The sequence below is a fragment of the Rickettsia endosymbiont of Nabis limbatus genome (assembly GCF_965196655.1).
GTDB lineage: Bacteria > Pseudomonadota > Alphaproteobacteria > Rickettsiales > Rickettsiaceae > Rickettsia.
In genome coordinates this window covers 1,196,099-1,219,445 of sequence record NZ_OZ239771.1, presented here as the reverse complement: position 1 = coordinate 1,219,445, position 23,347 = coordinate 1,196,099, and the positions used below count along the sequence as shown (strand labels likewise).

The following is a 23,347-nucleotide window of genomic DNA, read 5'->3' as shown; positions in this document are numbered from 1 at the left end:
TTATTGTTGTCTTCTTTGCTTAGTATTTGTCATACCGCAACTTGATTGCGGTATCTTGTATCACAATCCGTGTCTTAAGATCCCGTGGACAAGCCACAGGATGACAGTATTACACCCCCATCACACTTTATTGTCAGGACTAACTATCATTATCATTTGTTTGCCTTCCATTTTAGCTTGCTGATCGATCTTAGCAAGCCCCTCTAATCCTACTTCTATACGTTTAAATAATTCCTCACCAACATCCTTATGAAGAATTTCTCTACCTTTAAACCATAAAGAGATTTTTACTTTATCACCATCTTTTAGAAATTCTTTTATTTTCCTTAGTTTAGTTTCAAAGTCACCTATACTAATATTAGGTTTGAATTTCATTTCTTTAAGTACGACTATTTTTTGCTTTTTACGTGCTTCATGCAAACGCTTTTTGCTTTCGTACTTAAATTTACCAAAATCTAAAATTTTACATACAGGAGGCTCAGCATTAGGCGATATCTCAACCAAATCAAGACCGACTCTTTCAGCCATGTCAAGTGCTTGCCTAATATTTACGATGCCATACATTTCACCATTTTCGCCTACTAAACGAACCTCTCTAGCTCTGATTTCTCTATTAGCTTTAGGAAAATTATTTTTAGAAATAAAACTACTCCGTCTTATGTTGTTTTATATTGCATTTAACTTATTTTACTCTAAATTACAAGTAAATAAAATATTTTATCTTTATTTTTATATATTCTATTAAAAAAATGGGAAAGATATAATTAAGCAAATCCAAATACTAATACAGCGACAATACCAAATATTGTTAGACAAACTCTAGTTAATTTTGCAACTTTTTCCTTTATTTTTAAATTTTGTAATTCTATCTCATGCTTATGAGCTTGCTCTTTTTGTGCCATATTTACTAATTTTTCCAAAGTACCTGGATAAATATTTTCATATTCGGTAACTGTATCAATTGGCGGCAATATATGCTCAAACTTTTTACGATAAAAATTTTTATCTATTTCATTAGAATTAAAATTCTTAGCATAGCCTTTGTTTAATCTATTATTTTTTGTAAAAAAACTTTTAGTCTCTTTCATATTCTCTTATTATTTTTTGAAACGCACATGCTAAATTATCTCTTACTACCTCAAAATAGTCAAACAATGCTACTTCTTTCTTTTGCTCTATATTGTTGCTTGTTTTGAATATAGTCTTTAATTCATTAAAAATCACTTTTATAAAGCTTTGTTTCATTATTATATTAAATGTGAATTTATAAAATCTTTCTCAGGTATTAGCGGTTCGCCTCTAAAATTTATAGCATTATTGAATTTATTGCAACAAGTTATAAAATTTTTATCACATCCTGATATAATTTTTACTTCTCTAGCATCCTTAGCATAATCAGGTATAACATCTTCTAATATAAACAAATTACCGAAGTTGCTTAAAACTTTACTACTAAAATTATTATCACAAAATATAATTTGACCACCGTTATAATAGCCATTTTCTTTATCTTAATTTTCTATTCTTAAACTTTCAAAACTTACGCTATGTTTGGTTCTAAATATCGTAAAGATGGAGAACGAAGCTGTTGTTGCATATAGTCATCTAAAAGCCCTAACTTTATTTGGTAGACCGTTTTACCTATTTTATTTGCAGTTCTTTTGAGAAAAGCCCAAACTAGAAATGCACAACTAATGTGATTACGTTGGATACGCTGTTTTCTGCATTGGTAACGTTCTATACCAGTCAGTTGCTTAATTTTTCTATGCATGCTCTCAATTACCCATCGCAAGCCAAACTCATCTTGTGCAGCTTTAGAAGATTTTTGAGTTTTGTTATTGGTAACAACATAATCAACTCTGTTGGTAGAAACAGTAAATGTTAAACAAATTAACATGCTTATTTTTGGCAAATCCTTTTATATGAATCTCCATTCCATTCTTAATTTCTTCATCTAAAAACATCAACTTGCTAACAGCTTTATAAGGCTCGTAATCACACGTTTTACTAACATTTCTATTGGCTTTAATAGGGGCATAATAATATTTGCCCAAGGAGTCAACATGTTGCATAATTTTGTGTGTAGCATACCATGTGTCAAAAAGTACAGTTTGAAAAGGAATCTTTTTACTATAAACAGCATTATTGAACATCTTTAGTAGGTGATCTAGTTTCGTCGCTCCATCATGATCAGGTGAAAAAATGCGATAATCTATTACCCAAAACTTATCAATATCGGGGTTATAATATACAAGACTCACTACTCCTATACCGGTAGTAACTCCACCTGTAGCTCCACTATACTGCGATCTAGCAACCTCTATTTTCTTTGTGTTCCTTTTGTTTAACACCGTATCATCAAATATTGTATATCCGTTAGATGAAAAGATAACATCATTCTTAATGTGTTCCCATAACAAAGAAGGAGTATATTTTTCATTTTCTAAAAATCTATTAATAACATCATGGCTACATTTCTTGGCATGTTCAGCGTAGTAGGTTAAACTATAAGGGGTCGTTGAAAGATAATTTTTGATAGTAAAATAAGAGGAAAGGAGGTAATAAATATTTTAAAAAAGAAATTCTGTTTAATATAGAGATAAATGTTATTCAATAGTGTAGTAATTTAATAGAGATTTGTTTACAGAGTTAGAATTTTTATTAATAAATTTCTTTAAGCCATTAAAGTTGTTAAAACCACTAATCGTTTTAAATTAAAACATATGGCATTCATAAATTCGGAGAATTGATTTTTGGCAATTCCTATATATCTAACCCGCTTATTATCTTTTGAAAATACCATCTCGAAAGGTGCTCTGATTTTCGTATAATATTTATCAAGGTCAAAATTCTTATCTTTCATATTATTTTTCTTTATTGCACAAAGATGGACTCCCTTTTTAGCTGCTGCATTCTTGGTAGAGATTGTACAATAACCTTTATCAACATATGTAGCACCAGAACTTGGCATAACATGCTTAAAACCTTTGCTATCGGTAACATTTGCAGGGGTAACTGCAACCTTATTGATCATGCCTGATTGAATATCAACACTCACATGTTTTTTATAACCATACCAAAATTTATTCCCTCCCTTACAGCCAATTTTGGCTTGTTTATCCTTTGCAACCTTAGGCAAAGTCTCATTATTCAATTTATCATATTTTTGTGCTCTTAGTTTATCACGTTCCTCCCAGAGATTAGCTTTTGAGATTAAATGAGAAGCATCTACAAAGGTAAATACTTCACCCATATAGCCTTGTACTCGTAGTTGATCGCGGAATTTTGTAAATATTTTTGATAGTAAATTAGTACCTATTTTTTTACGTATTTTACTAAATACACTATAATCAGGTGTCTTTTCTGTAAGAGCAAAATTACAAAACCATTTCGCCGCTGTGCTATCAGCTAAATAACGTTCTAATTCCCGATCAGATAAGTCTTCCATAAATTGTAGCAGCAAACATTTAAACAGCCTCTCTATACCATATCCTTTATAATTAGCTTCGCATTCTAATGCTAATAACTCAGCTTCAACTGCTTTGAATTTGAATAAACTTTTGAATTTACGATATTGATGATCCGCATTTACTAACTCATCTAAACTTACCATTAGCATTTGATACTCTGACATATAAACATATTTTTTATTTTTTTATTATACCTGCTACCCTCTCATCTCGCAACAGTCCCTATAATTCTTTTGGCTAATTGTTAAAAATTGACAGTAATCTGTTCTATTAATTGGTATTGCTTGCAATCTGTTCCTCTTTGACATGTTTAATCTCTTAGGGTTTAATTCCCCGAAGCTCTGCTTCGTGATATACTAGATGCATGGAAGAAAGCAGTTATATACATAAAAGTGATAATGTCACAGTACTAATATATCATTTAGTAACACCGGCAAAGTATAGAAGAGTAATATTCAAAGAGGAACTAGACGATTATTTATGTAAAATTTGTGAGGACATAGAAGCTCGTTATGAAATTAGATTTTTGGAAATAGGAGTAGATAAAGATCATGTACATTTTTTACTACAGTCAATACCAATGTATAGCCCAACAAAAATAACTCAAATCATAAAAAGTATTACATCTAAGGAAATGTTTAAGAAATATCCAAATCTTAAAGAAAAATTATGGGGAAGTGAGTTTTGGAGTAAAGGATATTTTATGAGCACAGTATGTAAACATGGTGATGAGCGGAAATTACGTAATTAACGCGAGTTTCGAATTAATATAGCATAGGATTTAGCATATCAAGAGAGATGTAATAGAAGGTTTATTATCAGACATTTGATAATTTATCAGTGCTGCAACCATATGCACAAAGGCATTTGTAACTGATCTATGCCTTGAATGCTCAAACTTCCCCAATAGTTTAATTTTACTAAACACAGATTCTATTAATGCTCTTTTAAGCAATAATATTTTATCCAACATAGACATAAGTTTATTTTTCATATTTTTCTTTACCCTAGTTACCATAAAAATTCCTTGCTCTAAAAGTTGTTGAAATAATTGTTGTGAAATATAACCACGATCTCCGAATACTTTACCAAAAAGATTTTTGATCATCAGTTCCAGCTGTTTTCTATCATCCTTATTGCCAGGGCTAAAAGATGCTTTAACTATACCACCGGCTCTATTAATTATTAGATGTAGTTTAAGTCCATAGAACCAACCTTTTGTTGTCTTACTGCGTGCTGCTATGCCGGCGAACACTTTATTCATTGAAATACGGTATCTCTTACATACCTCTATACTACTTGAATCTACAAAAGAAAGGCCATCACACTGATCCAAAATAGAATTGAATATCAGTACTAATAGTGGTAAATGTGGACCTATTATTTTTATAAATTGACTATAGCTTACTAATTGAAAATCTCTTTGATGATAAATCCATATTTGCTTCAGATAATAATTCTTAAAACAATCATAAGATGACTGCCAGTAGCCTATTATAATTGTTATTACCTCACTTCTGTTAAGTCGACTTTTAGGACCAGATTTGTTGTTATGGTTAGTAATTGAATTTGTATGCTTGTCTAATTCTTGAAAAAAATCATCGACGTAACAAAATATTTCTGTAAAATCCATTATCATAGGTTATTGCTCTTAAAGTTTTTTCAATAACCTATAAACTTTTTTCTTATACTATAAATACCATATTTTAATTAGCAATTTGTATTTTGTACTCACTTTATAACAAAAACAGTATTATCAATATCCCCGTAACCCACTGTTTATCAGCTATACAGCGACTTTTTGAATACGAAACTCGCGTTAATTATGTAAAAAATCAAGGTTCAGGCAAACCTTCTTATAAAGCATTTCAACAAAAACAGTTAAAACTTTTTGGATAGATACCTCGTAGCTCTGCTGCGAGGAGTATCATTTATTCTTACAATAATTTATCACTCTTCCACTCATAGCGTAAGTTTTGTATTGTTATTTTAACAACAGCATTATTTAAATTCATTTCTGCCGTAATGCCTTTTTCTTCAAAAACACCCTCAATAATTACTTGATTTTGTGCTGAATCATTGAATTCTGCTTCTTTTAAATCTAAACCAGAATTAGGTAAAAAAATTATCTCTTCATTTTTTATAATGTGATCGCTGTTTGTTAAGTTTAGCTCTTCACCGCTAGCTAACTCGATTTGAAAACAATAAACAAAATTCTCTAGATTCGTAATTAACTCTTTAATTAAAATACTCATAATGCTACCTATGTTATAAATTTTAGTGCATCTTTAAATATCAATTTTGGATTTGAGAAGGGTTAGTATATAAGTAAATAGTTTTTGGTATATCTTGGTTATATTCAGTACTATAATAAGAATATTCTTTAATTAGCCTAATATTTTTATTAAAATTGAAAGGTTCTTTTGTAATATCTATCGCCCTAAAATTCCCTAATTGTATATCCCTAGTAAATTCTTCTTTTAGTGAATCGTTAGTTATTAAAGCGTATTTAAAATTTGGTAAAACTGTGTCTAAAAATTTTTGAATTTTAGCATTTGGCCAATGTATAAAAACATCTTTAACTATTAATAAATCCCCTGATAGTAAATTTAGGTCTTCAATTTTATCAAAATCATATATTTTATAAAACCTTACATTATCCTTAGCAAATAACTTTTTGTTATTCTCTATAACACTTTTTACTACATCAAGACCTATATAAACTTTATCGTTTGGAATATCTATTAATTCCATTATTTGGAAGTCCCCACAACCGTAATCAACAATAGTATGAAATTTTGGATCATAGAAATATTCTTGTAAAATTTTTCTATATTCCTCTGTATATTCTTTATAAGAACCAGTTCCAGAACCTTTTTGCCATATTTGATTATCATATATATGCGTAAAAATTTTTTCATCATTTCTATCTAGGACTAAATCTGCTCCTTGTACTTCTTCTGGATTTTGTAAAATAACTAACATAATAAAATATACAAATAATATTGAATTTAAAAAACTTACTCATAACAACATACGGCATCGTCATATATGGACGCCTGGTTAAAAACAAGTACTAAAAATAAAAAACAGTTAATGATAAATGAAGCAGTCATATATTCGGCATCAAAGTGCCATAATGGTTTCTGCATTCTGCCTAAGATCCTAGAGAGATTCACTCAAGTTAGCGGTATCTAGGTACCATGACGTTAGCTCGGATTTCATCCAGAATGATTATGTATTATCTCTTTAACCCGCCGTTTTATTATTCTACTTTGTTTTTATTTCTTTACCCCTATCTAGTTTAAAAATTATATAGTTTATAATTTATCCTAAATCTTAAGTACTATTATACCAATTGGTAATTTCTGTTCTTTACCAGACAGGCATAAGCGATTCTAGCCAATTTATTAGCTGTAGCTACTGCAATTACATTGAACGATTTCCCTTTTTCTTTTAATCTTTCAATAAATTCTGATAACGCTCCTGATGTCTGATTAGTTTTATAGCTTCTCATCAATAAAGACCTACCAGCCTGTATTAGCATTGTTCTTGCATATCTATCACCTTGCTTGGTTATTCTTCCTAGAATAATCTTACCTCCAGTGCTATTTTGTTTCGGGACAATTCCAAGTGAAGCAGCAAAATCCTTAGCAGAATCGTATGCTTCAACCGGTTTGATGCTTAAAATACTTGCGTTAATTGTACCAATTCCTGGAATAGTTTCTAAAATTTTTGCCTTCTTGGAACTCCGATTCTTTGCTGCTAATTCTTTATCTAAGCTTTGTTCACGAATCATCAATTGTTCAATTTCTTTACAATCCAGCAACATTTGTTCAGCAATAGTGTTGTTAATAAATCCTTCTTCTAGGGCAAAATTTACAAAATTTTGACAAGATTTTGCAAATGTAGATTTTCCGCATGTTACCAAATAGCCAAATTCAAATAATGAAGTCATCAGAGAGTTGCTGTACTGAATCCTTTGTTGTATTATATTTTGTCTTGCTTTATGCAGGTAAGATATTTCTTGCTCTTCTATTGTTTTAGCTTTGACGTGTATTAAATCGGGATCACATGATGCTTTGCAAATTGCAATTGAATCATTAATGTCATTTTTTTGTCGAGTTTTTGCATATGCTTTCACATCTTTAGGTTTAAGCAAGATGGCTTTATGTCCTATTGATTCAAGCCTTTGAGCCATATAATGAGCTCCACCACAAGCTTCAAATACAAAGGTTTCTGACTCTGGAAACATTGTTGATAAATTTTCAAAAAAGCTTCTTCGATCCATTGCTTTTTTTAATACAACTTTATTGTCTAAATTTATTGCTGCAAAATGCAACTTTCTTTTTGCTAAATCAATTCCTATTACTTTATAATTACTCATGGTATGGACTCCTTTATAAAATTATTAAAAATTACAAACCTATCTTAGGTTTTGGTTCTTTGATATCTTAATATCACTTAAAACCGTTGATAAGTTCTTTCTTATCATTGGCGTCCATACCATCAAGTTAAGTAACATAGTGTCAAAAAGAGTAATATTTTTAGATTTCAGGCAGCAAGAAGTCTTTGAGTAGCTTCATCCCAAATGGATTTAGCGGATGCAAATGCAATTCTTTGGTCAGGTGCTGTTTTAGTATATCTTCCAACATTTACGGCAAATATATTTCTAACTTTTCCCATCAGTGATAATGTACATTGTGCTGCATTAGGATGCTTAAATTTAATCAATATCTTCTCTTTTCGCCTAGTTGGTTGATGTGCATTCTCAACGCGATTATTTAATCTCTTATTAGTTCGATGTTTAGTCCTAGGACACATAAGCTTAATCGGTTTAATGTAACTCTTGAGCTTATCAGTAACAATTACTCTTGGAGCTGGGTAATTGCCCAATAATCTTAATAAAAAGCGAATAGCTGATTTCTTGTTGCGTCGCTTCTGTAGCAATACTTCTAATTCATGTCCCTCAGAGTCAACAGCCCTCCATAGTATGAATACTTCACCTTTAATCTTAATGTTCATTTTATCTAAATGCCATTTATCAGTTGGCTTCCGCTCTCTCCTTCTGATAACATCTTGAAAATAAACTGCAAATTTGTTGTACCAAAATCTTACTGTCTCATGACTCAAAATAATACCTCGATATGCCATCTGTTCTTGAACATCTCGGTAGCTACTATTAAAACGATGATATAACCATACTGCATGGCTAATGATGCTTGCTGGAAAACGATGTCTCTTCGGAGCTTGAGTAATACGCATAATGGTGAAATTTAGAGATAAATGGTTACTGCTATTCTATAAATTATTCCATGCATTTGCTCAATACTTAATTTACATCTCTCTTAACTTGACGGTGCCTATGCCCTTGCTGGAAAATCACCAACACATAATAAACCTTTAGAGCAAAAAGAAGTCAGTAAGGCTACTCATCAAGAAAGGTTATTGGCACAAGATAACAATCAAAGCAATCTCAAGGAGGAGGAATATAATTTATAAGATAATAGTAACTTTCAAATTACTATTATCTTATTTTATTACCATTTACCTAAAAGTGGATTTGTGATATTTTTTACAAATTTTCTTTTTATATAAACACCTATTAAAAATGTTAACATGGTGGTTGGAACATAGCGGATAATTGTTGGTAAATATTTAATCAAGGTTTTATTAGGAATTAAATCCGAAAATTGATCGCTTACGCCATCTACTAAACTTCTACTTTTATCCCTTAACATATTTATTGTACGATATCTATTTTTATATTTTAGATAACATCTGATAGCTTCAATAATAATAGAAATTATTATAGATGCTATACCAATATTCATAAGAGAACAAAATTTTACCGCATTCGCAACATAAAGATAATTAGCAGCAATTATTAAAGCTAAACCTAGAACATTGAAAAAATATACAAACGGCTTGCCGTAAGATTTTTTTTCCTGCTCCATACTACCTTTTAATAACTCAAATATTAGAGATTTTAACATTGAAGTACCTATTTCATAAGAATAGCGAGTAACACACCTGCACCAAAAGCGTAGGAGAGATTCCGCAAAGGGTGGTCACGTGTCGACTCACATAAATCAGCTACATTAGCTTTACCTTTTTCTATTCCTTTATGTTTGTAATGATCCATAACAGATGATAAATTATCTAGCTGCTCGTCTAAGATGTCACCAGATTTACCTTTCAAATTATGTAACCTTGAAACTAGGCTCTCTATATCTTTTTTGATTCCTTCGATATCTTCTTTAGCAGAACCAACTTTTAAGTCTTTCATAATTTACTCCTTTATTAATTATGTTTTATTAAGCAAATTATTTTGCTCATAGTTAGATGATACACCTCTAAAATCTTCTTTACAATAGCTTAATTATATTATTTTTATTTAACCAAATTGCTTTTTCCATTCTTTCTTCATAGCTTTATATTTTTCATTTTCTTCTGCTTCTTGCCATTTTTTAAAAAATATCTTAGCACTTATAGCGGCATCGTCATATATGGACGCCTGGTTAAAAACAAGTACTAAAAATAAAAAACAGTTAATGATAAATGAAGCAGTCATATATTCGGCATCAAAGTGCCATAATGGTTTCTGCATTCTGCCTAAGATCCTAGAGAGATTCACTCAAGTTAGCGGTATCTAGGTACCATGACGTTAGCTCGGATTTCATCCAGAATGATTATGTATTATCTCTTTAACCCGCCGTTTTATTATTCTACTTTGTTTTTATTTCTTTACCCCTATCTAGTTTAAAAATTATATAGTTTATAATTTATCCTAAATCTTAAGTACTATTATACCAATTGGTAATTTCTGTTCTTTACCAGACAGGCATAAGCGATTCTAGCCAATTTATTAGCTGTAGCTACTGCAATTACATTGAACGATTTCCCTTTTTCTTTTAATCTTTCAATAAATTCTGATAACGCTCCTGATGTCTGATTAGTTTTATAGCTTCTCATCAATAAAGACCTACCAGCCTGTATTAGCATTGTTCTTGCATATCTATCACCTTGCTTGGTTATTCTTCCTAGAATAATCTTACCTCCAGTGCTATTTTGTTTCGGGACAATTCCAAGTGAAGCAGCAAAATCCTTAGCAGAATCGTATGCTTCAACCGGTTTGATGCTTAAAATACTTGCGTTAATTGTACCAATTCCTGGAATAGTTTCTAAAATTTTTGCCTTCTTGGAACTCCGATTCTTTGCTGCTAATTCTTTATCTAAGCTTTGTTCACGAATCATCAATTGTTCAATTTCTTTACAATCCAGCAACATTTGTTCAGCAATAGTGTTGTTAATAAATCCTTCTTCTAGGGCAAAATTTACAAAATTTTGACAAGATTTTGCAAATGTAGATTTTCCGCATGTTACCAAATAGCCAAATTCAAATAATGAAGTCATCAGAGAGTTGCTGTACTGAATCCTTTGTTGTATTATATTTTGTCTTGCTTTATGCAGGTAAGATATTTCTTGCTCTTCTATTGTTTTAGCTTTGACGTGTATTAAATCGGGATCACATGATGCTTTGCAAATTGCAATTGAATCATTAATGTCATTTTTTTGTCGAGTTTTTGCATATGCTTTCACATCTTTAGGTTTAAGCAAGATGGCTTTATGTCCTATTGATTCAAGCCTTTGAGCCATATAATGAGCTCCACCACAAGCTTCAAATACAAAGGTTTCTGACTCTGGAAACATTGTTGATAAATTTTCAAAAAAGCTTCTTCGATCCATTGCTTTTTTTAATACAACTTTATTGTCTAAATTTATTGCTGCAAAATGCAACTTTCTTTTTGCTAAATCAATTCCTATTACTTTATGGGGTCGTTGAAAGATAATTTTTGATAGTAAAATAAGAGGAAAGGAGGTAATAAATATTTTAAAAAAGAAATTCTGTTTAATATAGAGATAAATGTTATTCAATAGTGTAGTAATTTAATAGAGATTTGTTTACAGAGTTAGAATTTTTATTAATAAATTTCTTTAAGCCATTAAAGTTGTTAAAACCACTAATCGTTTTAAATTAAAACATATGGCATTCATAAATTCGGAGAATTGATTTTTGGCAATTCCTATATATCTAACCCGCTTATTATCTTTTGAAAATACCATCTCGAAAGGTGCTCTGATTTTCGTATAATATTTATCAAGGTCAAAATTCTTATCTTTCATATTATTTTTCTTTATTGCACAAAGATGGACTCCCTTTTTAGCTGCTGCATTCTTGGTAGAGATTGTACAATAACCTTTATCAACATATGTAGCACCAGAACTTGGCATAACATGCTTAAAACCTTTGCTATCGGTAACATTTGCAGGGGTAACTGCAACCTTATTGATCATGCCTGATTGAATATCAACACTCACATGTTTTTTATAACCATACCAAAATTTATTCCCTCCCTTACAGCCAATTTTGGCTTGTTTATCCTTTGCAACCTTAGGCAAAGTCTCATTATTCAATTTATCATATTTTTGTGCTCTTAGTTTATCACGTTCCTCCCAGAGATTAGCTTTTGAGATTAAATGAGAAGCATCTACAAAGGTAAATACTTCACCCATATAGCCTTGTACTCGTAGTTGATCGCGGAATTTTGTAAATATTTTTGATAGTAAATTAGTACCTATTTTTTTACGTATTTTACTAAATACACTATAATCAGGTGTCTTTTCTGTAAGAGCAAAATTACAAAACCATTTCGCCGCTGTGCTATCAGCTAAATAACGTTCTAATTCCCGATCAGATAAGTCTTCCATAAATTGTAGCAGCAAACATTTAAACAGCCTCTCTATACCATATCCTTTATAATTAGCTTCGCATTCTAATGCTAATAACTCAGCTTCAACTGCTTTGAATTTGAATAAACTTTTGAATTTACGATATTGATGATCCGCATTTACTAACTCATCTAAACTTACCATTAGCATTTGATACTCTGACATATAAACATATTTTTTATTTTTTTATTATACCTGCTACCCTCTCATCTCGCAACAGTCCCTTTATAATTACTCATGGTATGGACTCCTTTATAAAATTATTAAAAATTACAAACCTATCTTAGGTTTTGGTTCTTTGATATCTTAATATCACTTAAAACCGTTGATAAGTTCTTTCTTATCATTGGCGTCCATACCATCAAGTTAAGAGAGATGTAAATTAAGTATTGAGCAAATGCATGGAATAATTTATAGAATAGCAGTAACCATTTATCTCTAAATTTCACCATTATGCGTATTACTCAAGCTCCGAAGAGACATCGTTTTCCAGCAAGCATCATTAGCCATGCAGTATGGTTATATCATCGTTCTAATAGTAGCTACCGAGATGTTCAAGAACAGATGGCATATTGAGGTATTATTTTGAGTCATGAGACAGTAAGATTTTGGTGCAATAAATTTGCAGTTTATTTTCAAGATGTTATCAGAAGGAGGGAGCGGAAGCCAACTGATAAATGGCATTTAGATAAAATGAACATTAAGATTAAAGGTGAAGTATTCATACTATGGAGGGCTGTTGACTCTGAGGGACATGAATTAGAAGTATTGCTACAGAAGCGACGCAACAAGAAATCAGCTATTCGCTTTTTATTAAGATTATTGGGCAATTACCCAGCTCCAAGAGTAATTGTTACTGATAAGCTCAAGAGTTACATTAAACCGATTAAGCTTATGTGTCCTAGGACTAAACATCGAACTAATAAGAGATTAAATAATCGCGTTGAGAATGCACATCAACCAACTAGGCGAAAAGAGAAGATATTGATTAAATTTAAGCATCCTAATGCAGCACAATGTACATTATCACTGATGGGAAAAGTTAGAAATATATTTGCCGTAAATGTTGGAAGATATACTAAAACAGCACCTGACCAAAGAATTGCATTTGCATCCGCTAAATCCATTTGGGATGAAGCTACTCAAAGACTTCTTGCTGCCTGAAATCTAAAAATATTACTCTTTTTGACACTATGTTACTTAACTTGACGATGTCTTGTAAGTTCATTAATTTCAGGATGAGAACCTAATAATTCTAATACTTGGTTAATTTCTCTTTCATTTAAATTATCTAAAAATAGTGTATTATTTTCATGTCTAAACATAATTAACCTTTTAATCTCTTAGGGTTTAATCTCTTAGGGTTTAATTCCCCGAAGGTCTGCTTCGTGATATACTAGATGCATGGAAGAAAGCAGTTATATACATAAAAGTGATAATGTCACAGTACTAATATATCATTTAGTAACACCGGCAAAGTATAGAAGAGTAATATTCAAAGAGGAACTAGACGATTATTTATGTAAAATTTGTGAGGACATAGAAGCTCGTTATGAAATTAGATTTTTGGAAATAGGAGTAGATAAAGAACATGTACATTTTTTACTACAGTCAATACCAATGTATAGCCCAACAAAAATAACTCAAATCATAAAAAGTATTACATCTAAGGAAATGTTTAAGAAATATCCAAATCTTAAAGAAAAATTATGGGGAAGTGAGTTTTGGAGTAAAGGATATTTTATGAGCACAGTATGTAAACATGGTGATGAGCGGAAATTACGTAATTATGTAAAAAATCAAGGTTTAGGCAAACCTTCTTATAAAGCATTTCAACAAAAACAGTTAAAACTTTTTGGATAGATACCTCGTAGCTCTGCTGCGAGGAGTATCATTAAATATTAAGAAATCATTTTTCTTGCTGCAACTCAAATATATTAATAAAATATTAAAAAATAAGTTGAAGTTGTATTTTTAACAAGTACAAGTTACAGTGACAAAAATTTTTGGATTTCTACGATCAATAGAATAAAATATAAAAAGTAATGACTAAAAAACTAAGTGTGAATTAATTTAGCTGGTAATATAAAGGGCAATTATGAATAAAGATAAAAAATCAGTTCAATTTAATGAAAATCCTGACATTAAAGAATTTACTCCAAAGCTTGATAAAAATAGTGAGATTTATTCTATAAAGAGGAATATAACAAAACTTACGCTATGTTTGGTTCTAAATATCGTAAAGATGGAGAACGAAGCTGTTGTTGCATATAGTCATCTAAAAGCCCTAACTTTATTTGGTAGACCGTTTTACCTATTTTATTTGCAGTTCTTTTGAGAAAAGCCCAAACTAGAAATGCACAACTAATGTGATTACGTTGGATACGCTGTTTTCTGCATTGGCAACGTTCTATACCAGTCAGTTGCTTAATTTTTCTATGCATGCTCTCAATTACCCATCGCAAGCCAAACTCATCTTGTGCAGCTTTAGAAGATTTTTGAGTTTTGTTATTGGTAACAACATAATCAACTCTGTTGGTAGAAACAGTAAATTTAAACAAATTAACATGCTTATTTTTGGCAAATCCTTTTATATGAATCTCCATTCCATTCTTAATTTCTTCATCTGAAAACGTCAACTTGCTAACAGCTTTATAAGGCTCGTAATCACACGTTTTACTAACATTTCTATTGGCTTTAATAGGGGCATAATAATATTTGCCCAAGGAGTCAACATGTTGCATAATTTTGTGTGTAGCATACCATGTGTCAAAAAGTACAGTTTGAAAAGGAATCTTTTTACTATAAACAGCATTATTGAACATCTTTAGTAGGTGATCTAGTTTCGTCGCTCCATCATGATCAGGTGAAAAAATGCGATAATCTATTACCCAAAACTTATCAATATCGGGGTTATAATATACAAGACTCACTACTCCTATACCGGTAGTAACTCCACCTGTAGCTCCACTATACTGCGATCTAGCAACCTCTATTTTCTTTGTGTTCCTTTTGTTTAACACCGTATCATCAAATATTGTATATCCGTTAGATGAAAAGATAACATCATTCTTAATGTGTTCCCATAACAAAGAAGGAGTATATTTTTCATTTTCTAAAAATCTATTAATAACATCATGGCTACATTTCTTGGCATGTTCAGCGTAGTAGGTTAAACTATAATTCTTTTGGCTAATTGTTAAAAATTGACAGTAATCTGTTCTATTAATTGGTATTGCTTGCAATCTGTTCCTCTTTGACATGTTTAATTATTCTTACAATAATTTATCACTCTTCCACTCATAGCGTAAGTTTTGATAATTAATATAGTTGATGATGAGGTAGAAAATGAAACTAAATTACTTACTGAAACTCAATTCCTTGTTAAAAAAACTCCGTATGGTAAAGATTCCAAATATGAAATAACTGGTTTTATTAATAAAGCTGGGGAATATGTAACTGAACCTGAACAAATAAAACAGAATCTAAAATTATACGCTTTTGCAGAATTTGCCGATTTACAAAAAATATTTTAGGTAAGTTTGATAAGGAGGGTAATTTAAAAATATCTAAAAATTTTGAAGCTGATGAATAGATAGTATTACGAAAAGATGGTAATTTATTGCTTGCTAAAACAGAGAAAGGCTTAGTAAATAGGCAAGGGGAATTAAAAGAAGTGAATAAAATTTTACAAAAGGGCAGATTCTTTTTTGAAGATTCAGGGAAAGATATAAAAGTTCCAAATAGTGCAATAAACCCTAATGGAAAGCCAAAAAGGTCTATCCTTAAAAGAAGCTAAAATAATATTTTATTCTTATCGCAAAAAAGAAATTTAAAAATTATTTAAAATAGTGTTTGACAACATCTAAAATTATGGATATAAAATCAATCACACAAGGTTTGAAACACAAAACTTTGTAGCTGTTTAAAAAGTTGATAAAGCTAAAAACTAAATACACCGCGATAATAAAAATTTATATCGTGAGTTAGATACTGAAGAAATTGTAAAATTAATTCTGTATGCATCGTGTAATCTCAAGTAATAAAGCGTAAGTAAATATAATAAGAGCATTTGGTGGATGCCTTGGCATTAGAAGGCGATGAAGGACGTAATACGCTGCGATAAGCTTCGGGGAGCTGTGAATAAGCTTTGATCCGAAGATTTCCGAATGGGGAAACCCACCTAATTTATTAGGTATTGTATAGTGAATACATAGCTATATGAGGCAAACCCAGCGAACTGAAATATCTAAGTAGCTGGAGGAAAGGACATCAACCGAGACTCCGTTAGTAGTGACGAGCGAACGCGGACCAGGTCAGTGGCTTCAAAAAAATAACTAAAACAACATGGAAAGGTTGACCGTAGAGGGTGATAGTCCCGTATAGGTAAAAAGTTTGAAGTCCTTGAGTAAGGCGGGACACGTGAAATCCTGTCTGAACATAGGGGGACCACCCTCTAAGCCTAAGTACTCTCTAGTGACCGATAGTGAACAAGTACCGTGAGGGAAAGGTGAAAAGTACCCCGACAAGGGGAGTGAAATAGTATCTGAAACCAAATGCTTACAAGCAGTCGGAGCAAGCATTTACGTCTTGTGACGGCGTACCTTTTGTATAATGGGTCAGCGACTTAGTTTATCTAGCAAGCTTAAGCCGTTAGGTGTAGGCGTAGCGAAAGCGAGTCTGAATAGGGCGACTATAGTTAGATGAATTAGACCCGAAACCGAGTGATCTAGCCATGGCCAGGTTGAAAGCGGAGTAAAATCCGCTGAAGGACCGAACCCACTACTGTTGAAAAAGTAGGGGATGAGCTGTGGTTAGGGGTGAAAGGCCAATCAAACTCGGATATAGCTGGTTCTCCGCGAAATCTATTTAGGTAGAGCGTTATAGCGGTTACCATCGGAGGTAGAGCACTGAATGAGCTAGGGGGTCCCACAGACTTACCAAACTCAATCAAACTCCGAATGCCGATGAGTATAGCATAGCAGACAGACTATGGGTGCTAAGGTCCATAGTCGAGAGGGAAAAAGCCCAGACCGCCATCTAAGGTCCCTAAATCATGACTAAGTGTTAAAGGATGTGAGAAGACCAAAACAACTAGGATGTTGGCTTAGAAGCAGCCATCATTTAAAGAAAGCGTAATAGCTCACTAGTCTAAATAAGTTTTCTTGCGCCAACAATGTAACGGGGCTCAAGTCATGTACCGAAGATGCGGATTCACACATTTAGTGTGAGTGGTAGCGGAGCGTTCCGTAAGCCTGTGAAGGTGAACCGTAAGGTTTGCTGGAGGTATCGGAAGTGAGAATGCTGACATAAGTAGCGATAAAGAATGCGAGAAACATTCTCGCCGAAAGTCCAAGGGTTCTTGCGTAAAGTTAATCTGCGCAAGGTTAGTCGGTCCCTAAGGTGAGGCTGAAAGGCGTAATCGATGGGAATCAGGTTAATATTCCTGAACCTGAAGGATGTGACGAAAGTAGTAAGTTGTGCAGTCTTATTGGATTGATTGTGCAGCGAATATTTTCCAGGAAATAACACCTTCATTATAGACCGTACCCGAAACCGACACAGGTGGACAGGTAGAGTATACCAAGGCGCTTGAGAGAACGATGCTGAAGGAACTAGGCAAATTGCATCTGTAACTTCGGAAGAAAGATGACCCACATATGGGCAACCATTTGTGGGTGGCACAAGCTAGGGGGTAGCGACTGTTTATTAAAAACACAGGGCTCTGCAAAGTCAATAGACGAAGTATAGGGTCTGACGCCTGCCCAGTGCTGGAAGATTAAGAGGAGGGGTGCAAGCTCTGAATTGAAGTCCCAGTGAACGGCGGCCGTAACTATGACGGTCCTAAGGTAGCGAAATTCCTTGTCGGGTAAGTTCCGACCCGCACGAATGGCGTAACGATTTCCCCGCTGTCTCCAGTATCGACTCAGCGAAATTGAATTCTCCGTGAAGATGCGGAGTTCCCGCGGTCAGACGGAAAGACCCCGTGAACCTTTACTATAGCTTTGCACTGGTGTTAGGAATCAAATGTGCAGGATAGGTGGAAGACTATGAAGCAGAGGCGTCAGCCTTTGTGGAGTCATCCTTGAGATACCACCCTTTTGGTTCTTGACATCTAACCGAGAACCTTGAATCAGGATCCGAGACAATGCATGGTGGGTAGTTTGACTGGGGCGGTCGCCTCCCAAAGAGTAACGGAGGCGCGCGATGGTTAGCTCAGGTTGGTCGGAAATCAACTTTTAGAGTGCAATGGCATAAGCTAGCCTGACTGCGAGTCTGACAAGACGAGCAGAGACGAAAGTCGGTCATAGTGATCCGGTGGTCCCGAGTGGAAGGGTCATCGCTCAACGAATAAAAGGTACTCCGGGGATAACAGGCTGATGATTTCCAAGCGTCCATAGCGACGAAATCGTTTGGCACCTCGATGTCGGCTCATCACATCCTGGGGCTGGAGAAGGTCCCAAGGGTTCGGCTGTTCGCCGATTAAAGTGGTACGTGAGCTGGGTTTAGAACGTCGTGAGACAGTTCGGTCCCTATCTGCCGTGGGTGTAGGAAGTTTGAGAGGATCTGCCTTTAGTACGAGAGGACCGAGGTGGACGTACCCCTGGTGGACCAGTTGTCGTGCCAACGGCACAGCTGGGTAGCTAAGTACGGAAGGGATAACCGCTGAATGCATCTAAGCAGGAAACCCACCTCAAAACTAGACTTCCCCATTAGAGCCGTGGAAGACCACCACGTTGATAGGTCAGGTGTGGAAGCACAGTAATGTGTGTAGCTAACTGATACTAATAGCTCGATTGATTTACTTTGCTGTGAGATTACACATGTATATAGTGTTTATTCTATAATATGTCAGTATCAACTCACAAAGTTATCAGGTTAAAATAGCTTTATCAATTAATAAAAGTGTTGTTGTACGGCTTTATATGGCATTCCTAGCTAAAAGCAGGGATCTACTAAAACTAAGGTTCCGTGATCAAGTCACGGGCTCTCAGGACATTAACTGCGAAATAAAATCTGTAGATTAAACTACAGTATATATTCAAGGTTTTTTAAAGTCTTGCAACAGCACTAACAGCAAATCAATACAATCTACTACTTAAAAGTTTGTATTGCTAGCTTGGTGGTTATAGCATGAGTGAAACACACGATCCCATCCCGAACTCGAACGTGAAACCTCATAGCGCTAATGATACTATGTCATAAGGCATGGGAGAGTAAGTCGCTGCCAAGCTTGCAATGCAAATTTTTTAATTCCTCTTGTCAAATCTTCTGTTTATACTCAAAAAATTAAGTTTAATTACAAAAAATAGAGAATATAAATAATAAAATGAGCAATAAAAAATATCGTTAAGAGCATTCATCTTATCATATACATAAGATATGGTTTTTCTTCATATATTTTTTAGTATTATTTTTTTAACTAGCTGTCAGAATGGCATCGTCATATATGGACGCCTGGTTAAAAACAAGTACTAAAAATAAAAAACAGTTAATGATAAATGAAGCAGTCATATATTCGGCATCAAAGTGCCATAATGGTTTCTGCATTCTGCCTAAGATCCTAGAGAGATTCACTCAAGTTAGCGGTATCTAGGTACCATGACGTTAGCTCGGATTTCATCCAGAATGATTATGTATTATCTCTTTAACCCGCCGTTTTATTATTCTACTTTGTTTTTATTTCTTTACCCCTATCTAGTTTAAAAATTATATAGTTTATAATTTATCCTAAATCTTAAGTACTATTATACCAATTGGTAATTTCTGTTCTTTACCAGACAGGCATAAGCGATTCTAGCCAATTTATTAGCTGTAGCTACTGCAATTACATTGAACGATTTCCCTTTTTCTTTTAATCTTTCAATAAATTCTGATAACGCTCCTGATGTCTGATTAGTTTTATAGCTTCTCATCAATAAAGACCTACCAGCCTGTATTAGCATTGTTCTTGCATATCTATCACCTTGCTTGGTTATTCTTCCTAGAATAATCTTACCTCCAGTGCTATTTTGTTTCGGGACAATTCCAAGTGAAGCAGCAAAATCCTTAGCAGAATCGTATGCTTCAACCGGTTTGATGCTTAAAATACTTGCGTTAATTGTACCAATTCCTGGAATAGTTTCTAAAATTTTTGCCTTCTTGGAACTCCGATTCTTTGCTGCTAATTCTTTATCTAAGCTTTGTTCACGAATCATCAATTGTTCAATTTCTTTACAATCCAGCAACATTTGTTCAGCAATAGTGTTGTTAATAAATCCTTCTTCTAGGGCAAAATTTACAAAATTTTGACAAGATTTTGCAAATGTAGATTTTCCGCATGTTACCAAATAGCCAAATTCAAATAATGAAGTCATCAGAGAGTTGCTGTACTGAATCCTTTGTTGTATTATATTTTGTCTTGCTTTATGCAGGTAAGATATTTCTTGCTCTTCTATTGTTTTAGCTTTGACGTGTATTAAATCGGGATCACATGATGCTTTGCAAATTGCAATTGAATCATTAATGTCATTTTTTTGTCGAGTTTTTGCATATGCTTTCACATCTTTAGGTTTAAGCAAGATGGCTTTATGTCCTATTGATTCAAGCCTTTGAGCCATATAATGAGCTCCACCACAAGCTTCAAATACAAAGGTTTCTGACTCTGGAAACATTGTTGATAAATTTTCAAAAAAGCTTCTTCGATCCATTGCTTTTTTTAATACAACTTTATTGTCTAAATTTATTGCTGCAAAATGCAACTTTCTTTTTGCTAAATCAATTCCTATTACTTTATAATTACTCATGGTATGGACTCCTTTATAAAATTATTAAAAATTACAAACCTATCTTAGGTTTTGGTTCTTTGATATCTTAATATCACTTAAAACCGTTGATAAGTTCTTTCTTATCATTGGCGTCCATACCATCAAGTTAAGTAACATAGTGTCAAAAAGAGTAATATTTTTAGATTTCAGACAGCAAGAAGTCTTTGAGTAGCTTCATCCCAAATGGATTTAGCGGATGCAAATGCAATTCTTTGGTCAGGTGCTGTTTTAGTATACCTTCCAACATTTACGGCAAATATATTTCTAACTTTTCCCATCAGTGATAATGTACATTGTGCTGCATTAGGATGCTTAAATTTAATCAATATCTTCTCTTTTCGCCTAGTTGGTTGATGTGCATTCTCAACGCGATTATTTAATCTCTTATTAGTTCGATGTTTAGTCCTAGGACACATAAGCTTAATCGGTTTAATGTAACTCTTGAGCTTATCAGTAACAATTACTCTTGGAGCTGGGTAATTGCCCAATAATCTTACAAAACTTACGCTATGAGTGGAAGAGTGATAAATTATTGTAAGAATAATTAAACATGTCAAAGAGGAACAGATTGCAAGCAATACCAATTAATAGAACAGATTACTGTCAATTTTTAACAATTAGCCAAAAGAATTATAGTTTAACCTACTACGCTGAACATGCCAAGAAATGTAGCCATGATGTTATTAATAGATTTTTAGAAAATGAAAAATATACTCCTTCTTTGTTATGGGAACACATTAAGAATGATGTTATCTTTTCATCTAACGGATATACAATATTTGATGATACGGTGTTAAACAAAAGGAACACAAAGAAAATAGAGGTTGCTAGATCGCAGTATAGTGGAGCTACAGGTGGAGTTACTACCGGTATAGGAGTAGTGAGTCTTGTATATTATAACCCCGATATTGATAAGTTTTGGGTAATAGATTATCACATTTTTTCACCTGATCATGATGGAGCGACGAAACTAGATCACCTACTAAAGATGTTCAATAATGCTGTTTATAGTAAAAAGATTCCTTTTCAAACTGTACTTTTTGACACATGGTATGCTACACACAAAATTATGCAACATGTTGACTCCTTGGGCAAATATTATTATGCCCCTATTAAAGCCAATAGAAATGTTAGTAAAACGTGTGATTACGAGCCTTATAAAGCTGTTAGCAAGTTGACGTTTTCAGATGAAGAAATTAAGAATGGAATGGAGATTCATATAAAAGGATTTGCCAAAAATAAGCATGTTAATTTGTTTAAATTTACTGTTTCTACCAACAGAGTTGATTATGTTGTTACCAATAACAAAACTCAAAAATCTTCTAAAGCTGCACAAGATGAGTTTGGCTTGCGATGGGTAATTGAGAGCATGCATAGAGAAATTAAGCAACTGACTGGTATAGAACGTTGCCAATGCAGAAAACAGCGTATCCAACGTAATCACATTAGTTGTGCATTTCTAGTTTGGGCTTTTCTCAAAAGAACTGCAAATAAAATAGGTAAAACGGTCTACCAAATAAAGTTAGGGCTTTTAGATGACTATATGCAACAACAGCTTCGTTCTCCATCTTTACGATATTTAGAACCAAACATAGCGTAAGTTTTGCTTAATCTCTTAGGGTTTAATTCCCCGAAGGTCTGCTTCGTGATATACTAGATGCATGGAAGAAAGCAGTTATATACATAAAAGTGATAATGTCACAGTACTAATATATCATTTAGTAACACCGGCAAAGTATAGAAGAGTAATATTCAAAGAGGAACTAGACGATTATTTATGTAAAATTTGTGAGGACATAGAAGCTCGTTATGAAATTAGATTTTTGGAAATAGGAGTAGATAAAGAACATGTACATTTTTTACTACAGTCAATACTAATGTATAGCCGAACAAAAATAACTCAAATCATAAAAAGTATTACATCTAAGGAAATGTTTAAGAAATATCCAAATCTTAAAGAAAAATTATGGGGAAGTGAGTTTTGGAGTAAAGGATATTTTATGAGCACAGTAGGTAAACATGGTGATGAGCGGAAATTACGTAATTATGTAAAAAATCAAGGTTCAGGCAAACCTTCTTATAAAGCATTTCAACAAAAACAGTTAAAACTTTTTGGATAGATACCTCGTAGCTCTGCTGCGAGGAGTATCATTGATAAAAATATTAATGCTCTTGAAGAATTTATTAATTCGAGAGGGGTGATTGATACAAGTCAATCAATCCTTTTTACAAATAGCTGTTATAGATAGTTCATATAGTATTCTAGAACTGCTACTT

Annotated in this window: 27 protein-coding genes, 2 rRNA genes and 3 pseudogenes; 10 read left to right on the top strand and 22 right to left on the bottom strand. The window is 33.1% G+C overall.

Going from position 1 to position 23,347, the window contains the following annotated elements; genetic code table 11:
• Positions 1-120: 120 nt before the first annotated feature.
• The 6 genes and pseudogenes from infC to ACOAL3_RS07035 form a co-directional block, all read right to left on the bottom strand.
• A complete protein-coding gene (gene infC / locus ACOAL3_RS07065) occupies positions 121-606 on the bottom strand; it encodes a translation initiation factor IF-3 (protein WP_395477770.1) in 486 nt (161 codons plus the stop codon).
• Between the two features lie 158 nt (positions 607-764).
• Entirely contained in the window at positions 765-1,088 is a 324-nt protein-coding gene (locus ACOAL3_RS07060) for a DUF2335 domain-containing protein (protein ID WP_419234683.1), read from the bottom strand.
• Positions 1,075-1,245: a hypothetical protein gene (locus ACOAL3_RS07055; protein ID WP_419234682.1), complete on the bottom strand. Its 171-nt coding sequence runs from the start codon at positions 1,243-1,245 to the stop codon at positions 1,075-1,077. Before ACOAL3_RS07055 ends, ACOAL3_RS07060 begins: the two co-directional genes overlap by 14 nt.
• Positions 1,246-1,247: 2 nt before the next feature.
• Positions 1,248-1,475, bottom strand: coding sequence for a phage BR0599 family protein (locus ACOAL3_RS07050; RefSeq protein WP_395477768.1), 228 nt, complete (start codon positions 1,473-1,475; stop codon positions 1,248-1,250).
• 65 nt (positions 1,476-1,540) lie between these two features.
• Positions 1,541-2,567 (bottom strand): annotated as a pseudogene (locus tag ACOAL3_RS10925) (IS701 family transposase).
• 107 nt (positions 2,568-2,674) lie between these two features.
• Positions 2,675-3,634: a transposase gene (locus ACOAL3_RS07035; RefSeq protein WP_419234543.1), complete on the bottom strand. Its 960-nt coding sequence runs from the start codon at positions 3,632-3,634 to the stop codon at positions 2,675-2,677.
• A 200-nt stretch (positions 3,635-3,834) separates the two neighbouring features.
• Here ACOAL3_RS07035 and tnpA (ACOAL3_RS07030) point away from each other — a divergent pair.
• Positions 3,835-4,212 (top strand): annotated as a pseudogene (gene tnpA / locus ACOAL3_RS07030) (IS200/IS605 family transposase); the annotation flags it as partial.
• A gap of 39 nt (positions 4,213-4,251) precedes the next feature.
• Here the strand turns inward: tnpA (ACOAL3_RS07030) and ACOAL3_RS07025 are convergent.
• On the bottom strand, positions 4,252-5,109 hold the full coding sequence (locus tag ACOAL3_RS07025; RefSeq protein ID WP_419234519.1) for an IS982 family transposase: 858 nt from the start codon (positions 5,107-5,109) through the stop codon (positions 4,252-4,254).
• 86 nt (positions 5,110-5,195) lie between these two features.
• On the opposite strand from ACOAL3_RS07025, the gene ACOAL3_RS07020 reads away from it, so the two are divergent.
• Positions 5,196-5,369, top strand: a complete 174-nt coding sequence (locus ACOAL3_RS07020; RefSeq protein WP_419234679.1) for a hypothetical protein — start codon at positions 5,196-5,198, stop codon at positions 5,367-5,369.
• 38 nt (positions 5,370-5,407) lie between these two features.
• Here the strand turns inward: ACOAL3_RS07020 and ACOAL3_RS07015 are convergent, their stop codons facing one another.
• From ACOAL3_RS07015 to ACOAL3_RS06970, 10 genes are all read right to left on the bottom strand, one after another.
• A complete protein-coding gene (locus ACOAL3_RS07015) occupies positions 5,408-5,725 on the bottom strand; it encodes a baseplate hub domain-containing protein (RefSeq protein WP_419234678.1) in 318 nt (105 codons plus the stop codon).
• A 40-nt stretch (positions 5,726-5,765) separates the two neighbouring features.
• Positions 5,766-6,455 (bottom strand): hypothetical protein, encoded by a 690-nt coding sequence (locus tag ACOAL3_RS07010; protein ID WP_419234677.1) that lies wholly within the window; start codon positions 6,453-6,455, stop codon positions 5,766-5,768.
• Positions 6,456-6,490: 35 nt separating this feature from the next.
• A complete protein-coding gene (locus tag ACOAL3_RS07005; protein WP_419234676.1) occupies positions 6,491-6,622 on the bottom strand; it encodes a hypothetical protein in 132 nt (43 codons plus the stop codon).
• 197 nt (positions 6,623-6,819) lie between these two features.
• On the bottom strand, positions 6,820-7,857 hold the full coding sequence (locus ACOAL3_RS07000) for an IS110 family RNA-guided transposase (protein ID WP_419234517.1): 1,038 nt from the start codon (positions 7,855-7,857) through the stop codon (positions 6,820-6,822).
• Positions 7,858-8,024: 167 nt separating this feature from the next.
• The gene (locus ACOAL3_RS06995) at positions 8,025-8,735 is read right to left on the bottom strand and encodes an IS6 family transposase (RefSeq protein ID WP_419234675.1); all 711 of its coding nucleotides are present in this window, start codon (positions 8,733-8,735) and stop codon (positions 8,025-8,027) included.
• Positions 8,736-9,010: 275 nt separating this feature from the next.
• Positions 9,011-9,466, bottom strand: a complete 456-nt coding sequence (locus tag ACOAL3_RS06990; protein WP_419234674.1) for a hypothetical protein — start codon at positions 9,464-9,466, stop codon at positions 9,011-9,013.
• A gap of 8 nt (positions 9,467-9,474) precedes the next feature.
• Positions 9,475-9,759 carry a hypothetical protein gene (locus tag ACOAL3_RS06985; RefSeq protein ID WP_419234673.1) on the bottom strand — a complete coding sequence of 95 codons (285 nt, stop codon included), beginning with the start codon at positions 9,757-9,759 and terminating at the stop codon, positions 9,475-9,477.
• Between the two features lie 108 nt (positions 9,760-9,867).
• A complete protein-coding gene (locus ACOAL3_RS06980) occupies positions 9,868-10,080 on the bottom strand; it encodes a hypothetical protein (protein WP_419234672.1) in 213 nt (70 codons plus the stop codon).
• A 197-nt stretch (positions 10,081-10,277) separates the two neighbouring features.
• Positions 10,278-11,408 carry an IS110 family RNA-guided transposase gene (locus tag ACOAL3_RS06975; protein WP_419234671.1) on the bottom strand — a complete coding sequence of 377 codons (1,131 nt, stop codon included), beginning with the start codon at positions 11,406-11,408 and terminating at the stop codon, positions 10,278-10,280.
• A gap of 60 nt (positions 11,409-11,468) precedes the next feature.
• The gene (locus tag ACOAL3_RS06970) at positions 11,469-12,428 is read right to left on the bottom strand and encodes a transposase (protein ID WP_419234543.1); all 960 of its coding nucleotides are present in this window, start codon (positions 12,426-12,428) and stop codon (positions 11,469-11,471) included.
• Between the two features lie 288 nt (positions 12,429-12,716).
• Between ACOAL3_RS06970 and ACOAL3_RS06965 the strand changes: the two genes are divergently transcribed.
• Positions 12,717-12,839 (top strand): hypothetical protein, encoded by a 123-nt coding sequence (locus ACOAL3_RS06965; protein ID WP_419234670.1) that lies wholly within the window; start codon positions 12,717-12,719, stop codon positions 12,837-12,839.
• 9 nt (positions 12,840-12,848) lie between these two features.
• A complete protein-coding gene (locus tag ACOAL3_RS06960; RefSeq protein ID WP_419234669.1) occupies positions 12,849-13,427 on the top strand; it encodes an IS6 family transposase in 579 nt (192 codons plus the stop codon).
• A 32-nt stretch (positions 13,428-13,459) separates the two neighbouring features.
• Here ACOAL3_RS06960 and ACOAL3_RS06955 read toward each other — a convergent pair whose 3' ends face one another.
• The gene (locus tag ACOAL3_RS06955; protein ID WP_419234668.1) at positions 13,460-13,588 is read right to left on the bottom strand and encodes a hypothetical protein; all 129 of its coding nucleotides are present in this window, start codon (positions 13,586-13,588) and stop codon (positions 13,460-13,462) included.
• A gap of 79 nt (positions 13,589-13,667) precedes the next feature.
• On the opposite strand from ACOAL3_RS06955, the gene tnpA (ACOAL3_RS06950) reads away from it, so the two are divergent.
• Positions 13,668-14,126 (top strand): IS200/IS605 family transposase, encoded by a 459-nt coding sequence (gene tnpA / locus ACOAL3_RS06950; protein ID WP_419234667.1) that lies wholly within the window; start codon positions 13,668-13,670, stop codon positions 14,124-14,126.
• 350 nt (positions 14,127-14,476) lie between these two features.
• Here tnpA (ACOAL3_RS06950) and ACOAL3_RS06945 read toward each other — a convergent pair whose 3' ends face one another.
• Positions 14,477-15,508: an IS701 family transposase gene (locus ACOAL3_RS06945; RefSeq protein WP_473198140.1), complete on the bottom strand. Its 1,032-nt coding sequence runs from the start codon at positions 15,506-15,508 to the stop codon at positions 14,477-14,479.
• 177 nt (positions 15,509-15,685) lie between these two features.
• On the opposite strand from ACOAL3_RS06945, the pseudogene ACOAL3_RS06940 reads away from it, so the two are divergent.
• The 3 genes and pseudogenes from ACOAL3_RS06940 (at position 15,686) to rrf (ending at position 19,497) form a co-directional block, all read left to right on the top strand.
• Positions 15,686-16,062 (top strand): annotated as a pseudogene (locus ACOAL3_RS06940) (hypothetical protein).
• A 252-nt stretch (positions 16,063-16,314) separates the two neighbouring features.
• Positions 16,315-19,073 (top strand): 23S ribosomal RNA (locus ACOAL3_RS06935).
• A 309-nt stretch (positions 19,074-19,382) separates the two neighbouring features.
• Positions 19,383-19,497: ribosomal RNA gene (rrf, locus tag ACOAL3_RS06930) — 5S ribosomal RNA — on the top strand.
• 185 nt (positions 19,498-19,682) lie between these two features.
• Here the strand turns inward: rrf and ACOAL3_RS06925 are convergent.
• From ACOAL3_RS06925 to ACOAL3_RS06915, 3 genes are all read right to left on the bottom strand, one after another.
• The gene (locus ACOAL3_RS06925; protein ID WP_419234666.1) at positions 19,683-19,814 is read right to left on the bottom strand and encodes a hypothetical protein; all 132 of its coding nucleotides are present in this window, start codon (positions 19,812-19,814) and stop codon (positions 19,683-19,685) included.
• A 197-nt stretch (positions 19,815-20,011) separates the two neighbouring features.
• A complete protein-coding gene (locus ACOAL3_RS06920; RefSeq protein WP_419234517.1) occupies positions 20,012-21,049 on the bottom strand; it encodes an IS110 family RNA-guided transposase in 1,038 nt (345 codons plus the stop codon).
• A gap of 167 nt (positions 21,050-21,216) precedes the next feature.
• Positions 21,217-21,558: a DDE-type integrase/transposase/recombinase gene (locus tag ACOAL3_RS06915; RefSeq protein WP_419234665.1), complete on the bottom strand. Its 342-nt coding sequence runs from the start codon at positions 21,556-21,558 to the stop codon at positions 21,217-21,219.
• Between the two features lie 80 nt (positions 21,559-21,638).
• Here ACOAL3_RS06915 and ACOAL3_RS06910 point away from each other — a divergent pair, with 80 nt between their 5' ends.
• Positions 21,639-22,670, top strand: coding sequence for an IS701 family transposase (locus ACOAL3_RS06910; RefSeq protein WP_473198147.1), 1,032 nt, complete (start codon positions 21,639-21,641; stop codon positions 22,668-22,670).
• Positions 22,671-22,731: 61 nt separating this feature from the next.
• Positions 22,732-23,190, top strand: coding sequence for an IS200/IS605 family transposase (gene tnpA / locus ACOAL3_RS06905; RefSeq protein WP_419234663.1), 459 nt, complete (start codon positions 22,732-22,734; stop codon positions 23,188-23,190).
• The last annotated feature ends 157 nt before the right edge of the window (positions 23,191-23,347 follow it).